Source organism: Cupriavidus sp. HPC(L), from assembly GCF_000307735.3.
Taxonomy (GTDB): domain Bacteria; phylum Pseudomonadota; class Gammaproteobacteria; order Burkholderiales; family Burkholderiaceae; genus Cupriavidus.
In genome coordinates, this window is record NZ_AMPR02000008.1 from 1 (window position 1) to 15034 (window position 15034).

At 68.3% G+C, this 15034-nt stretch carries 15 protein-coding genes; 7 read left to right on the forward strand and 8 right to left on the reverse strand.

Going from position 1 to position 15034, the window contains the following annotated elements; translation table 11 throughout:
• The 3 genes from B551_RS01280 to B551_RS01290 form a co-directional block, all read right to left on the reverse strand.
• Positions 1–180: hypothetical protein (locus B551_RS01280; RefSeq protein ID WP_043436695.1), on the reverse strand; the 180-nt coding region annotated here is incomplete at its 3' end.
• Positions 177–1946 (reverse strand): GMC family oxidoreductase, encoded by a 1770-nt coding sequence (locus B551_RS01285; RefSeq protein WP_006579035.1) that lies wholly within the window; start codon positions 1944–1946, stop codon positions 177–179. The genes B551_RS01280 and B551_RS01285, both read right to left, overlap by 4 nt.
• Complete coding sequence (locus tag B551_RS01290; RefSeq protein ID WP_023263330.1) at positions 1943–2761, reverse strand: gluconate 2-dehydrogenase subunit 3 family protein; 819 nt, start codon at positions 2759–2761, stop codon at positions 1943–1945. The genes B551_RS01285 and B551_RS01290 overlap by 4 nt, the downstream gene beginning before the upstream one ends.
• A gap of 137 nt (positions 2762–2898) precedes the next feature.
• Between B551_RS01290 and B551_RS01295 the strand changes: the two genes are divergently transcribed.
• The gene (locus B551_RS01295; protein WP_052511227.1) at positions 2899–3321 is read left to right on the forward strand and encodes a hypothetical protein; all 423 of its coding nucleotides are present in this window, start codon (positions 2899–2901) and stop codon (positions 3319–3321) included.
• Between the two features lie 133 nt (positions 3322–3454).
• Here the strand turns inward: B551_RS01295 and B551_RS01300 are convergent, their stop codons facing one another.
• Positions 3455–4297: an oxidoreductase gene (locus tag B551_RS01300; protein ID WP_006576254.1), complete on the reverse strand. Its 843-nt coding sequence runs from the start codon at positions 4295–4297 to the stop codon at positions 3455–3457.
• A gap of 289 nt (positions 4298–4586) precedes the next feature.
• Here B551_RS01300 and B551_RS01305 point away from each other — a divergent pair, with 289 nt between their 5' ends.
• The 4 genes from B551_RS01305 to B551_RS01320 all read left to right on the forward strand — a co-directional run bounded on the left by B551_RS01305 (position 4587) and on the right by B551_RS01320 (position 8406).
• A complete protein-coding gene (locus B551_RS01305) occupies positions 4587–5513 on the forward strand; it encodes an AraC family transcriptional regulator (protein WP_006576255.1) in 927 nt (308 codons plus the stop codon).
• A gap of 229 nt (positions 5514–5742) precedes the next feature.
• Positions 5743–6498: an SDR family NAD(P)-dependent oxidoreductase gene (locus B551_RS01310; protein WP_006576256.1), complete on the forward strand. Its 756-nt coding sequence runs from the start codon at positions 5743–5745 to the stop codon at positions 6496–6498.
• 232 nt (positions 6499–6730) lie between these two features.
• Positions 6731–7033: a helix-turn-helix transcriptional regulator gene (locus tag B551_RS01315; protein WP_006576257.1), complete on the forward strand. Its 303-nt coding sequence runs from the start codon at positions 6731–6733 to the stop codon at positions 7031–7033.
• Entirely contained in the window at positions 7030–8406 is a 1377-nt protein-coding gene (locus B551_RS01320) for a type II toxin-antitoxin system HipA family toxin (RefSeq protein ID WP_006576258.1), read from the forward strand. The genes B551_RS01315 and B551_RS01320 overlap by 4 nt, the downstream gene beginning before the upstream one ends.
• Positions 8407–8558: 152 nt before the next feature.
• On the opposite strand, the gene B551_RS01325 is transcribed toward B551_RS01320, so the two are convergent.
• The 4 genes from B551_RS01325 to B551_RS01340 all read right to left on the reverse strand — a co-directional run bounded on the left by B551_RS01325 (position 8559) and on the right by B551_RS01340 (position 12196).
• Positions 8559–8909: a hypothetical protein gene (locus B551_RS01325; RefSeq protein WP_023263333.1), complete on the reverse strand. Its 351-nt coding sequence runs from the start codon at positions 8907–8909 to the stop codon at positions 8559–8561.
• A gap of 111 nt (positions 8910–9020) precedes the next feature.
• Positions 9021–10022, reverse strand: a complete 1002-nt coding sequence (locus B551_RS01330) for a tripartite tricarboxylate transporter substrate binding protein (RefSeq protein ID WP_043436710.1) — start codon at positions 10020–10022, stop codon at positions 9021–9023.
• Positions 10023–10078: 56 nt separating this feature from the next.
• Positions 10079–11386 (reverse strand): alkyl sulfatase dimerization domain-containing protein, encoded by a 1308-nt coding sequence (locus tag B551_RS01335; RefSeq protein WP_006576261.1) that lies wholly within the window; start codon positions 11384–11386, stop codon positions 10079–10081.
• A 93-nt stretch (positions 11387–11479) separates the two neighbouring features.
• Positions 11480–12196 (reverse strand): TetR/AcrR family transcriptional regulator, encoded by a 717-nt coding sequence (locus tag B551_RS01340; protein ID WP_023263334.1) that lies wholly within the window; start codon positions 12194–12196, stop codon positions 11480–11482.
• Positions 12197–12442: 246 nt separating this feature from the next.
• On the opposite strand from B551_RS01340, the gene B551_RS01345 reads away from it, so the two are divergent.
• A complete protein-coding gene (locus B551_RS01345) occupies positions 12443–13600 on the forward strand; it encodes a porin (protein WP_023263335.1) in 1158 nt (385 codons plus the stop codon).
• Positions 13601–13617: 17 nt separating this feature from the next.
• Entirely contained in the window at positions 13618–14940 is a 1323-nt protein-coding gene (locus B551_RS01350) for a DUF1254 domain-containing protein (protein WP_006576263.1), read from the forward strand.
• Positions 14941–15034: the final 94 nt, after the last annotated feature.

A 15034-nucleotide genomic window follows, 5' to 3' on the forward strand; every position in this document is an offset into this window, starting at 1 on the left:
GGCCTGGCCCGCTCCACCGGCCGAGGCGGCCTGGCGCGGCCCAGGCTCCGGCGCGAACAGGTCGGGCCAGACCTGGAACAGCAGCGCATACAGCGGAAAGGCGCCGATGCCGAGCACCAGGGCACCGACCCACCAGGTCGCGCGATTGCGCCCGGCTTCCACTTCGTTCGGCGTGTTCATGCGATCAGCTTCCCTGGCGCCTTGACATAGTCGCGCTTGACCGCGTCGACGATCCAGTACGCGGTGGCGCCGACCGTGCCGGTCGGATTGAAGTTCGAGTTCTGCGGAAACAGGCAGGCCCCGGTGACGAACACATTGGGCACGTCCCAGCATTGGCCGAAGCGGTTGACCACGCTGTTGGAGGGATCGCTGCCCATCGCCGCGCCGCCGTTCAGGTGCGTCGACTGATAGCTGGTCGCGGTAAACGGCCGCTTGCGCGGGCCAGGCTCGGTGGCGACGACTCCGCGCATCGCCTTGCCGATCCGGTCGCCCTTCTCGGTCAGGAAGGCCGACAGCTTGATGTCGTTGTCCGGCAGATCGTAGGTGATGCGCAGCAGCGGCTGGCCCCAGGCATCGCGATAGGTCGGATCGAGCGACAGGTAGCCGCCGCGCGTCGGCATCGCCGAGCCGGTGATCGTGATCGACGCCGAATGGTTGTAGTAGCGGCGCACCGCCTTCTTCCACTCGCTGCCCCAGGCCGGCGTGCCCCTGGGTGTCGGGTGGTAGCCGATCGGCGCGCCGCTGACCACCTGGATCTGGATATAGCCGCCGCCGACGAAGCCCAGCGGTCCGTGATCGAAGTTGTCGGCGCTGAAATCGTCGATGGTCACCGCCGCCGCGCCCGCGCCCATGAACGGGTTGATGTGGGTTTTCTCGTCGAAGAACAGATTGACGCCGGAGGTGGTCTGGTGCGTGTAGTTGCGCCCGACCACGCCCTGGCCGGTGGCCGGGTCGTACGGCTTGCCGATGCCCGACAGCAACAGCAGCCGCACGTTGTGCACGCTGAACGCGCACAGGAACACCATGTCGGCCGGCTGGAAGAACTCTTGCCCGCCCGCATCGACATAGGTCACGCCGCGCGCGAGCTTGCGGTCCTTGTCGAGCTCGACGCGCAGCACCTGCGCGCCGGTGCGCAGCGCGAAGGTATCGAGCTTCATCGCCGCAGGCAGGATGCAGACCTGCGGCGAGGCCTTGGCGAAATGCTCGCAGCCGAAGTTCGAGCAGAACCCGCAGTAGACGCAGGCGCTCATCGGCAGCCCTTCGGTATTGGTATAGGGCCGCGTCGACAGCGCCGACGGCTGGATGTAGGGGTGATAGCCCAGCTTGGCGGCGGCCTCGCCGAACAGCGCCGAGGCGTGCGCAACCTTCATCGGCGGATTCGGATACGGCCGCGAGCGCCACGGCTCGAACGGATTGCCGCCGGGCTGGATCTTGCCCTTCAGATTGCCGGCAAAGCCCGAGGCGCCGATCAGATAGTCGAAGCGGTCGTAGTACGGCTCGAGCTCGTCGTAGTTCAGCGGCCAGTCCTGCGCGGTCAGGTCCGCCGCGAAGATGCCCTTGCCGTAACGGCGCTCATAATGGCTGCGCAGCTTGAAGTCGGTCGGGTCGAAGCGATAGTAGGCGCCGGACCAGTGATTGCCGGAGCCGCCCAGATGCGTGCCCGGATAGGCGAACTGCCAGCGCCGCATCGGCAAGGCGGTCTGGCTGGTGTTGTTGCGGAAGGTGAAGGTCTCGGTGGCGGTGTTCTGATGCAGCGCGTGACGCCGCGTATAGCGCAGCTCGTCGTGGACCGTCGGCGCCTGGAAATCGGGCGAGGGCCAGCGCGGCTCGCCGCGTTCGAGCATCACCACGCGCTGCCCCGCCGCGGCCAGTTCCTTGCCGATGATCGAGCCGGTCCAGCCGCCGCCGACGATCACCGCGTCGACACGATCGAGGGTCTTGCTCATGGCCGCCCTCCCTTGGGCACCGATGCAGCCCTGGCGGGCGAGGCACCATGACCGGCTCCGTGGCCGCCCCCGTGCATGGCGCCATGCCCCGAGGCGCGCGCCATCGCGATCGACATCGGCGGCCGGATATAGGCCACGCCGTGGCGCTCGATATCGTTCGAATAGCTGGCGTAGACGCCGGGAAAACCGACCAGCTTCCACCCCGCCATATTGCGATTGCCGCCGTGGATCGGATCGCCGAAGAAGCCCTCCATGGTGCCGTCGAGCAGCATCTGGAAGAAGACCTTGCCGGGCAGCGCGCCCAGTTCGACCTCGCCCTTTTCCAGCGCCGTCAGCAACGCGTCCTGTTCGCGCGGCTGCAATTGCGCAAACGATTTGCCGCCATGCCGCTTCGCGCTGACCTGATCGATCGCCGCCAAACCCGCGCGAAATGCCTGCGCGGGCGTCAGCGCGAGCTGGTAGCCCTGCTCGGGGGTGCCTGCCTGGAACGGCCCATGCCGATAGAAATGGTCCCCGCTGCCCCACGCGCCGGCCAGTTGGCGGTCCAGGAAATCGGTCACGCCCGCCTCGCGTGCGCCCGGTCCCAGTTCGTCGTTCGGAATCAGCCTGGCGACGATCGCATCCACGGTAATTCTTTCGCGCGCATTGAAAAAATGGGACACACCGCCGGGATTGGCCGCCGCCGCGCTGGCCGGGCCCGGCTGGGCCGCCAGCGCACTATCGGCGGCCAGCCCGGTTGCCGCGGCTCCGGCCGGCAATCCGGCCCCGAGGGCTTTCAGAAGCGTGCGCCGCATGGGCGTGAAGGGTTTCGTCATCGCTGCGCTCCTCGAAAAACCGCAGCCGATGCAAGAAGCGTGGCAAGGCCACGCCGGGATCACGCGAGATGGCGCTTTCGCGCCCCTGGTACGGCCGTTGCCTTCGTCCGATGGGGGACGACTATAGGAGCCATACCATGACGAAGCGAAACTGGATTTCCGTTGCAACCTTGAGCGTCGCCATGCTGGGCGGCCTGGTGGCCGGCTGTAACCGCGGCGGCGACGACGCCGCCACCACCGACAGCACCGCGGCCAGCGCGCCGATGGGCCCGGTCCCGAGCGACACCACCGGCAGCGCTGGCACCGGCACGGGCACTACCGGCACTACCGGCACCACCGGTTCCACCGGCACCGGCACCGGTACGAGCGGCACCACGGGCACCACGGGCTCGGCCGACACCACGACCGGCACCACCGGATCGGGCACCACCGGCGCGACCGGCACCACCGGCACCGGCACTGCCGGCTCGACCGGCACCGGCACGGGTACGGGCACGGGCGCAGCCGCGGGCTCGGGCGGCAGCACCGATACGCGCACCGGCGCGAGCGCACCGCAGTAAGTACCGCAGCAAGCCTCGAACGCTGGCGGTCCCGCCGGCAACCCTTCCCCCCCTCTCCTCGGCCCCTCTCCCGTTCGCGGGAGAGGGGCGTTCGTTCGCGCGCCGTGCGCAAGGGGGTTGCATCGCAGCGCGACTACGCCTGGGCGGCATGGTCGGTCGACGCCGACAACGCCTTCCATTGCTGCAGTTCGGCGCGCGCGGCGTCGAGCTTGCCGCCGATGTAGCCCAGCGCATCGGTGCCAGCCGCGAAACGCAACGGGGCTTGGGGCACGCCGGCCAGTTCGACGATGGCCCGCGCCAGCTTGTCGGGGTCGCCCGGCTGCCGGTGGCTATAGTCGTCGTAGCCGCCGCGCAGCGCCGCCGATGCCGGCGCATAGTCGGGGATCGACTCGGCCCCGTAGCGCACCGACGATCCATCGAGAAAATCGGTGCGAAAGAAGCCCGGCTGCACGATGGTGACCTGGATGCCGAAACGCGCCACCTCCAGCGCCAGCGACTCGGAAAAGCCCTCCACCGCGAACTTGGCCGCGCAGTAGATCGACGCGCCCTCGAAACCGACCATGCCGCCGATCGACGACAGATTGAAGATGCGCCCCGCCCGCTGGCGCCGCATTACCGGCAGCACCGCGCGGGTCACGTGCAGCGTGCCATGGACGTTGGTGTCGAACTGCCGCACGACCGCGTCGGCACTGTTCTCCTCGAACATGCCAAGCTGGCCGTAACCGGCGTTGTTGACCAGCACGTCGATGCGTCCGAAGGTCGCCACGGCGCGGTCGACCGCGTCGCGCGCCTGCGCCGGTTCGGTGACATCGAGCCGCAATGCCAGCAGACGCTCGCCATACCCGGGCAGGGCCTGCTCGATGCGCTGTGGATCGCGTCCCGTCGCGACGACGTTGTCGCCGGCGTCCAACGCCGCCTTGGCGATGCACGCGCCGATGCCACGCGCCGCGCCGGTGATCAACCAGGTCTTGCTCATGCTGAACTCCTTCAGGTGTGGGTGGATGGCTGCCATGGTAGGCAGCGGGCCCCGGCGCCCGTTAGTTCAAAACTCGGGCGCGCTTGCCTGATTCTCCAGAGCGTGCCGGCGGTGCGGCCCTGCACGGCCGGGGCCCGGCCAGCGCGCGCTACACTGGCGCCCATCCCGGCGTCCCACGTTCGCCGCCATGCCATCGTCCATGCCGTCCATGTCCGTCACCGCCGCTCCGACGCCAACGCCGCCACAACCATCCGGGTCCGAGCAGTCCCGCCGCCAGCGTGAAGAACGCATGGCGGCACTGATCGGCCGCCTGGCGCCGGCCGAGGGATACACGATGTCCGCGCTCGACGCGGTCAAGTTCCTGCGCGCCAACGGCCCGCTGCCGCGTACGCCGGTGCTCTACGACCCCTGCATCATCGTGCTGTGCAGCGGGCGCAAGCGCGGTTTCTTCGCGGGACGCGAGTTCGTCTACGACGCCCAGCATTTCCTCGTGCTGTCGCTGCCGATCCCATTCGAGTCGCAGACCGAGGCCTCGCCCGACGAGCCGATGCTGGCGATCTCGATCCGCGTGGACCTCGGCGTGCTGGCCGAACTGGCGCTGTCGGTGCCGCCGGCATCGGCACCGGCAGCGCCATCCGCGGCGGAGAGCGCGAGGTCCGCCGAGGTATCCGGCATCCACTCGACCCCGCTCGACGACAGGCTCGGCGACGCCGTGGTACGCCTGCTCGAAGCGCTGACCTCCGACATGGAGGCCGCGGTGCTGGGCCCGGCCATCCTGCGCGAGATCTATTTCCGCGTGCTGTGCGGCCCGCAGGGCGAGGCCCTGCGCGCATCGCTCGCCTACCAGAGCAACTTCGGCCGCATCGGCAAGGCGCTGCGCATGATCCATGCGGGCTACGACCAGCCGCTGTCGGTCGACGCGCTGGCCAGCGCGTCGGCGATGAGCGTGGCGGCCTTCCACGCGGCGTTCAAGGCGGTCACCGGCACCTCGCCGCTGCAGTACATCAAGGCCACGCGGCTGCACAAGGCGCGCATGCTGATGATCCAGCAGGGCATCAACGCATCGGTCGCGGCCAGCCAGGTCGGCTATGAAAGTCCGTCGCAGTTCAGCCGGGAATTCAAGCGGTTTTTCGGCCGCAGCCCGATCGACGAGGCACGCATGATGAAGGAAGCGATGGCGCTGCGCACACGGGTGGATTGGGCACGCGCCGCTTGAGCGCGGCGCGGGTCCTGCGGGGGTCCTGCGCGGGTCCTGCGCGGGTCCTGCGCGGGTCCTGCGCCGGAGAAATCGGCCAAGGACGTCCTGCAGAGAATCGGGCAAGCCCCCCATAGGATTCGGCATGGGCTTGCGCGCTCGCACTTCGTACAGTGACGGCAAGCGATGGCATCGACGGTCGAACGTCGCCATCGCGGCCCTTCCTCTTTTACTGTACGGAGTTCACATCATGAATGCACAGCATAGCCAGCGCGACCTCGAAGGCCGGGTCGCCATCGTGACCGGCGCGGCCGGCGGAGTCGGACGCGCCACCGTGGAACTGCTCCACCGCCGCGGCGCGCGCGTGGTGGCCGAGGACATCAAGGACACCGTTGCCGAACTCGAGATCGACGGCGAGATCGTCGCCATCACCGGCGACGTGTCGCAGGAAGCCACCGCCCGCGCCGCCGTCGATACGGCGATCGCTCGCTTCGGCCGGCTCGACATCCTGGTCAACAACGCGGCCCGGATCATCAACCGCACGGTCGCCGACATGACTGTCGACGAATGGGACCAGATTCTTGCGATCAACGCGCGCGGCATGTTCGTGCACGCCCGCGAAGCGCTGCGCGCCATGGTGCCCGCCAGGCGCGGCGCCATCGTCAACGTCGGCTCCTACGCCTGCGTGGTCGCGCTGCCCACCATCGGCGCCTATGCCGCCTCCAAGGGCGCGGTCGCGCAACTGACGCGCGTGCTGGCGGCGGAGAACGGCCAGCACGGCATCCGCGTCAACGCGGTGGGACCGGGCGATATCGTGACCGGCATTCTCGACGACCAGATGCCGAACGGCCGCGAGTTCCTCGCCGAACACGGCAAGAACAACCTGCTGGGCCGCGCCGCGCAACCGGAGGAGATCGCCGAGGTGATCGCCTTCCTGGCGTCGGACAAGGCGAGCTTCGTGACCGGCGCGCTGGTGATGGCCGATGGGGGGCATACCGCGGTTTGAGTCCAAGGCATGCCGGCGGTGGTCACGTGCCGCGGTCGGCAGTCATGGAGACGCAGCCCCGTCCGCGAACAGTCCACCGCCACTCGCCAGCAGCTCCATCGTGGATTTCTAAACAGCGCGCAGTGATACTAAAGTATCGTTTCCGATGAATATGATACTTTGCTATCGTCATTGACTGCCCCAAGCACCGATACTAAAGTATCTTTATGGCGAAAAATGATACTTTAGTACAATGAAAACCATTGAAGAGGTGTCCCAAGTCCTGTCCGCCCAGACCGAACGTGTCGGCTACGGCAAGACCCGACTTGCCCATGACGCCGGAATCACTTTTCGGACCCTTAGCCACGTTCTGCAAGGGAATCAGGACTTCAAGGTTTCCACGCTGTTGGCCGTCGCCGATCGGCTTGGCCTCGAGCTGATGTTGGTTCCGCGGGAAGCCCGACCGCTGTTCGGGGCGGCGGGTCCCGCGCAGCCTGCCATTCCATCGGTGGTCGATGCCGCTCTCCAACGCCTGAAGTCCAACCGCCCGCAATGAACCTCAAGACCCTGGCCATCTATCTCGGCGAACAGCGCGCTGGCCTGCTGTTTCAGTACGGCACCGACAACCCGATCCTGCGCTTCGTCGCGGACGACGCCTTCGTTGCGCTGGGAGACAAGGCCCCTACCCTGTCGCTGTCGATGCGCGCCGACGACCCGGAAACGCAGCGCGCCTTGTGGGCCAATGTCTCGGCGCCGGTGTTCAACGGCCGGCAATCCAGACGCAAGGGCTGGCTGCTGCCCCCGTTCTTCCAGGGGCTGCTGCCCGAAGGCGTGTTTCGGGATCATGTTGCCGCGGTCCGTGGCTGCGAACCGGACGACCATTTCGAGATGCTGGCGGCGACCGGCAGAGACTTGCCGGGCAATGTCCACGCGCGGCCCGTCACACTGACGCGGCAGGAAGCCGCGCATCTGGTGACGCAGGATGCCGACTCGCTGGAAATGAGCGTCGTCGAGGAGCCGATGGAGGATGGCGTCTCCGTTTCCGGCGTGCAGCCGAAGGTCGGCGTCATCCGGGATGGCGACCGCTATGTGGGCCGCACAAAGATGCAGGACACCCACATCATCGCCAAGCTGCCCGTCGTCGGTCATCCGCTGTTGCCCGAACTGGAAGAACTATCGTTGCGGCTCGCCCGGGCGGCGGGCGTGGATGTCTGCGAGGCAAAGCTGGAACCGCTGGAGAAGCTCGCCGTCGAGCATGGCTACGACCTCGGCAACGACGTCACCGGCGCCACGAACTTTCTCGCGGTCACACGTTTCGACCGGGCGCCCGGCTCACGTTTCCATGTGGAGGATTTCGGCCAGATCATGGCTGTCGAGCCCGAAGACAAGTACCGCCACAGCTATCTCGCGATGGCCGCGATCATGCTGGCGCAACCCTCTCTGGGCGAGGCGGCAGTGCACGAGCTGCTGCGGCGGATGACGGTCAACGAGCTGCTTGGCAACCCGGACATGCATCTGAAGAACGTGGGCGTCATCTACCGGGACGGCATCACACCGACCTTGTCTCCCGCCTACGACATCGTCGGCTACAGCGCCTATCAGCGCCGTACCGGCCATGCCATCTTCATCGTGCCACCGGAGCTGTTGCCGCCATCCGCGGACGGCACACGCGGGCGCCATCAGCACTTGTCGCCAGCCATGCTGCGCCAGTTTTGCGGACATCTGCGGCTGCTCGAGAAACCGGCCGCCGCGGCGATCCAGCGTACCGTGCTGGCGGCCGTGAAGAACTGGCCGCAGATGATTGTCGCGTCGCAGCTCACCGACATGCAGAAGAGCAATCTGCTTGCCCACTTCGAGCAGCACCCCATGGTCATGTCGGTGCGCAAGCGGGCCGCCGGTCGGAGCCGCGCGGCATCCATCGAATCCTAGATCCGTCCGCTATCGCTGCGGCGTTGGTTCCACGGCGGAGGCGTGTGAGTAGCAAAGTAGTCAACGCTGTATTTGGACTACTTCGCTACTCATCTCGGCCACTGTGGCACCAGGCTGAACGGCGGGCGCGGCTTCGTGCACGCAGGGCTACGTCAGCCGCCGATATGCGGCCGGTCCGACTGCATCCGGTCGCCCTGCTCGTCCGGTGGCGATACCTGCTCGTTCATCACCTCGTTTGCCGTGGGACCCGGTTTTTTGCCCGACTTTTCTCCGGCCTTTTCGCCTGGCTTCCCGCCCTGCTGCTGCCCCTGGCCCTGGCCTTGGCCGTGCTGCCCCTGCGCACCGCTCCCCGCCGGGTTGCTTTCCGACGGCAGCGTGTCGGCTTCGGCGGCCGGATTCTGCCCGCGTTCCTGCGACAGCGAGCCCTTTTCCGGCTTCAGCGACTCGACGGACTGCGGGGCCACGGGATTCGGGATCCCTGAAGATTTGTCCTTCATGCGCATCTCCGTTTGCAATGGGTGGAGGGTGCAGCCTGCGGCTTGCCGCGACAGCGCGGCGCCGCAGCCCTTCCCATTGCCGACGCAAGACACATACCCGCGGGCGCCGGGCGGCCTTCAGTCGACCGTCACCCCGTTGGCCCGGATGATCTCGCCCCATACCTTGATGTCGTCGCGGATCGTCGCCGCGAAGGCCTCGCTGGTCTTGGCCGGCGGATTGGCCATGTTCATCAGCGCGAAGCGCTCGCGGATCTGCGGGTCGCCCAGCATGCCGTTGATCTCCGTGTTGAGCCGCTTGACGATCGGCGCCGGCGTGCCGGCGGGCGCGAACAGGCCATACCAGCTGTTGGTATCGAACGGATAGCCCTGTTCGCGCATGGTCGGCACCTCGGGCGAAACCGAGCCGCGGCGGCTGCCGCTGATCGCCAGCGCGCGGATCTTGCCGGAGCGGATCAGCGGCAGCGACGACGAGGTATCGACGAAGGCCACCTTGATCATGCCGCCCTGCAGATCGTTCAGTACCTGCCCCACGGCCTTGTACGGGACGTGGCGCATGCGCAGTCCGGCCTGCATCTTCAGCGCCTCCATCGTCAGGTGCCCGCCGGAGCCGATGCCCCACGAGCCGTAGTCGTAGGCATCGGGTCTGGCCTTGACCGCGGCGACGAACTCGCGCAGGTTGCGCGCGGGAAAATCCGGCGTGACCACCAGGAAGTTTCCGCCCTCGCCGACCTGCGCGACCGGCGCCAGGTCGCGCAGCGCGTCGTAGGGGAGCTTGGGCTGCAGCGTATGGTTGATGACGACCGACGCCGCATAGGTGAACAGCAGCGTATAGCCATCGGGCGCGGCCTTGGCGACGGCATCGACGCCGATGATGCCGGTCGCGCCGGGCTTGTTGTCCACCACCACGGTCTGTCCCAGCCGCTTGCCCAGCCGTTCGGCGATGACGCGGGCGAACAGGTCGGTGCCGCTGCCCGCCGAGGACGCCACCACGAGCCGGATCGGCCGCGACGGCCAGGCATCGGCCGCCCATGCCGGCCCCGCCGCGAGCGGCGCGGCGATCATGGCCATCAGCGCCAGCAGCGTTCGCCGCCGACTACCTTGCGGCGCGCCGCTGTCCATGTCCTTGATGCGCGCTTCTTCCTTGCTGTCGAACGACATCATTCGGTTCCTCCCTGTCATCGGCTGAACGGTTGGCTGAGCGGTCGGCTGAACGGGTGGCGCTCGCCGCGTTCGATGCTGTCGGCGCAGGCCAGGTAGAGGCTGCGCGAAACATAGCTGGCGACCTGGCGCGAGCGCTGGCGCAGCCAGCCGGCTTTCAGTTCGCGCGCGCGCCGCAGCGTCGGCGCATCGCCGGGCGCGCCGGCGAGCACGTCGATCACATGGAGCGCGAGCTGAATCTCGCCCTTGTCGGCGAGCGCCTGGGCATGGCGGATCAGCGCGTCGTGATCGCTGACCGCCTCGGCGATCTGCGCGCCCGCCTGCTCGGGCGGGGCCGGATGCAGCGACGTCGCGTTGCGGTCCCACCAGCCGTTTTCGGCGCGGTAGATGTCGCGCGCGATATAGCTGGGATCGCCGTAGCTCGGCCGCATCCATGGCTTGCCGAACAGCGCTTCGGGATAGCGCAGCGCCGCCAGCATCTCGCGCTCGTCCATGCCCTGGTTGATCAGCCGGATCACCTCGTCGTGCAGCCAGTGCAGCGCGCCGGCGGTATGGCGCAGTACCTCGACCGCCTGCGCGCCGCACAGGTCCGCGCCGAATTCCCGCACCACGCGCTGCGGCTCGAGTGCGGCGAGGTTTTCCAGCGTGCGCGCCCAGCGCGGTGCGTCGCGCAGCGTGCGCAGCGGGGTGCCGATGTTCGGGATCGAATCGATGACGGCAGGACCGCCGTACAGGATCCGCGATTCCGGGAGCCAGACCGCGACCGCGTCGTCGGTCTCCGACGGCGCCCACAGCAGCTCGGCGCGGCGCGGACCGGTGCCGACGGTCAGCCCCTGCGCAAAGGTCTCGGTCGGTGCGTGCTGGCTCAGCTTGCCGCCCAGGCGTCCGCGCGGCTGGCGGAACTGGACCTCGGCCAGCGCCTCCTGCAGCGGCATGGTGGCGCGGTAGCGGGCCTGGCGCGGCAGCACGTTGGCGTGGGCGATCACGCGCGGCGCGGGGTCGCCGCGTTCGGCGCAATGCGCGAGCCACAGCGGCAAGCCGCTGTTGTAGCCGAGATGGCCGTGGCTGAAGACGATGGCCGCCAGCGGCAGCGAAGTCACGCTGCGCAGCGCGTCGATCATGCTCCGCGTGATGGCGCCGCCGGGACCGGCATCGACCAGCAGCAGCGCATCGCCATCGGCGGCACCGGCCTGCGTGGTGGTCTGCGTGGCGATCCGCGCGACGAAGGACTGGCCCTGGCCGTGCAGCTTCCAGACGCCCGGGGCGACGGCCTCGACCCCGTCGCCGGTGGCCAGCGCGGCGGGGCGCGCTTCGAAATCCTGCATGCGAACGACTCCTGTGACAGAACGAAGGACGAGCGCCGCCCCGCTCCGTCGGGGAGCGTCATCGTGGGCAACGCCAGGAAAAGGTGGGCTGCGCTAGCGCCGGCCGACGCGGGAACCGACCGGCGCGCTCAGGCTCGCGGCGCAGAAGTCGATCAGCTCGGACAGCGGCGGCTCGCCGCCGCGGCGGCCCTGATCGCGATACCAGTGCGCCAGCGAATAGACGACGGTGTCGTTGAACCAGGTCAGCCGCAGATTCATGACCTCGCGCGGCACCTGCGGACACAGCGTGAATACCAGCTTGCGCACGCGGATCAGCGCCGACACCGCGTCGCGTTCGACCAGTCCCTTCTTCAGCAGGTTCGGGCTGAACGTGGTCTGCGCCAGCACCTGCAGGTAGTGGCGGCCCCAGTCGGTATCGCGCACCGCATCGGCCAGCGGCAGGATGGTGGACTCGACCACCGCATGCAGATCGGTGTCGCGGCCCTCGGCGACCAGCCGGTCCAGATAGCGATGGCGAATCACGTTGATCTGGTGCAGCCGCCGGTTCAGCAGATGGCTGACCAGCGCCTCGCGCGAGCCGAAGTGGTAGTGCAGCGCGGAGCGGTTGCGCTGCCCGCTCTCGATCACGATCTGCCGCAGCGGCACCTGCTCGACGCCATGCTCGGCAAAGAGCCGCTCGGCGATCTCCAGCATCCTGGCCGCGGTGCCGGGCACCTGGGCGTCGTCCTCGGCGGCCGGCGCAGCTGTCTTGCGCCGCCCCGCCGTCTCGGCGTCCTCGCCGATCACCGAGCGAATCTGTTTCAGCTTCATGCGTGCAATCCGCGTTTTCCCCGCGACCATCGCGAGGTTCGCTGTCAGCATAGTCGGGTCGCGCCGTTCTAATACTAGGGATTAACCCGAGAATTCCGGCGCCGCCAACGACGTGCCGGGCGCATCGGGGTAATCCCCAGATTTTCGAATCGCGATGCGGCGCTATGGTGTTCCGGACCCGCGTAATACGACGTATTAAACGCGAGCGGGCAACGAAAACACCGCAAGACGCGGAGGAGACACGGCATGAAGCGATGGTGGATCACGGCGGCGGCCGCCGGCATGATGGCGCAGGGCGCGCATGCGCAATCGTCGGTGACCTTGTATGGCGTGGTCACCGCCAGCCTGCAGTACGTCAACAATTCGCAGAACGTCAGCGGCGGCGTGCTGGCGCCTGGCAGCGGCTCGCGCACGATGCTCAATTCGTCGGGCATCGCGCAGTCGCGCTTCGGCCTGCGCGGCACCGAGGAGCTCGGCGGCGGCACGCAGGCGCTGTTCGTGCTGGAGAACCAGTTCAACACCGACGATGGACGGATGGGGCAGAACGCGATGTTCGGCCGCCAGGCCTTCGTCGGCCTGAAGAACGACAAGCTCGGCCGCATCACCTTCGGCCGCCAGTACACCTCGTCGTTCCTTGCGCTGGGCAGCTTCACGCCGGTCGCCTACGCGCCCGAGTTCGAGCCGGTGGTCGGCATGGCCGGGCCGAACTTCCGCGAGAACAACATGGTGCAGTACCAGGGCAAGTTCGGGCCGTTGTCGCTGCACACGCACTGGTCGTTCGGAGAGCGCACCGGCAGCCTGGCGGCGGGCTCCGCCTATGGCATCGGCGTGTCGTACTACACCAACGGCTTCGGCGTGGCGGCCGCCTATGACGAAGTCAAGACGCTGAACGCCGCGCAGGCTGCCGGCGCCTCGTCCTCGGGCGACTACGGCCGCGACATGCGGGCCTTCCTGGCCGGCAGCTACGAGATCGGCGCGTTCAAGTTCGTCGCCGGCTACCGCTGGGGCAACTCGGTCGCGCCCGGCGAGGGCACCCCGACGCTGCTGCCCCACCGCGACGACATGTATTGGGCCGGCGTGCACTGGCAGACCACGCCCGCGCTGCGGCTGAGCCTGGCCTGGTACTACGACGACATCAAGCGCGCCGATATCGGCGGCGCCAGCGTCAACCCGGCCAATCCGCAGCAGTACCTGGCGCTGGCGGACTACCGCCTGACCAAGCGCACGGATGTGTTCGCCGGCGTGATGTACGCGCGCAATGCCTCGCTGAACTGGGACAACATCGCCTACCTGCCCAACGGGCAATCGGTCGGCTACGCGCCGGCGACCTCGCAGGTCTACTACAAGCGCCCCGACGCGAAGGGGCAGCTCGGCATCTCGCTGGGCATCCGCACCATCTTCTAGACACCACGACGCAAGCCATGGAAAACACCACGACCGATCCCGCCCTCGCCGCGCGCCTGCGCGAGGCATTCATCTATACCTTCCCGGCGCACGACCTCGCTCAGGTCCGCTGGCAGATCACGCAGAACCCGCAGAATCGCAACCGCGTGCCCGTCAATGGACTGCTGCATTACCGCCGGTTGCTCGACCATCGCGCCCGCACCGTGACGCAGCCCAACAACGACACGCTCTATACGCTGTCGTACCTGGCGCTGCACGACGGACCGATGCTGCTGCGGCTGCCCGACATGGGCGAGCGCTACTACAGCATCGCGCTGCTGGACATCTTCACCAACAACTTCGCCTGCATCGGCAACCGCACCACGGGCACACGGGCGGCCGAATTTCTGCTGGCGGGGCCGGACTGGGCCGGCGACGCGCCGGCCGGTGCGCGGCTGGTACGCTGCCCCAGCAACGACGTCTGGCTGCTGGGCCGGTTGCTGGTCGATGGCGAGCACGATCTGCCGGCGGTGCATGCGCTGCAGGACGCGATCGGCCTCGAGCCGGTGGCACGGCGGGATGGCGGAAATGGCGCCGATGGCAGCGATGGCGGCCTGCTGAAGACCGTGCCCGACGAGGCCGATCCGGCGCGCTATCTCGATCTGGTCAATGAGGTGCTGGGCCGCAATCCGGTCCCTGCCGACGAGCGAGACCTGGTGGCGGGCTTTGCCGAAGCCGGCGTCCGCCCGGGCCATCGCGACGTCTTCGCGCAGTTGCCGGCGCCGGTCCAGCAAGCGTGGCGCACGATGCTGCCGGCGCTGCGCAAGGAGCTGGCGCGCACGCCGGGCTTCGGCAACGGCTCCGAATCGGGGCCGTGGCAGTCGGGCCCGGACCATCTGGGCAACTTCGGCAAGGACTACACCTACCGCGCCCATGTGTCGCTGATCGGACTGGGCGCGCTGGAACGCGCCGAGGCGATCTACGCGACCTGCGTCAACGATGCCGCCGGCGAACGGCTGGACGGGGCCCGTGCCTACCGGCTGCATATCCCGCCGGCGATGCCGGTCGACGCGTTCTGGTCGCTGTCGATGTACGAGTTCGCGCCCGATGGGCGGCGCTTCTTCACGGAGAACCCGATCGGCCGCTATACGATCGGCGACCGCACGCCGGGGCTACAGGTCAACGCCGGCGGCAGCATCGACCTGTGGCTGCAGCATGCGCGGCCTGAGCCCGCGCGCGAGGCAAACTGGCTGCCCGCGCCGGCCGGACGGTTCTCGCTGACGCTGCGCTACTACCATCCGCGCGAGGCGCTGCTGTCGCGGCGCTTCGTGCAGCCGGCGCCGGAGCCGATCGGCAGCTAGCGCGCGTCGCGCACCGGCTCGGCGTGACCGGCGTGGTCGGCGTGACCGGCACGGCAATGCGCCACGGCCGGCGCGGCCAGGCCGGCCAACTGGC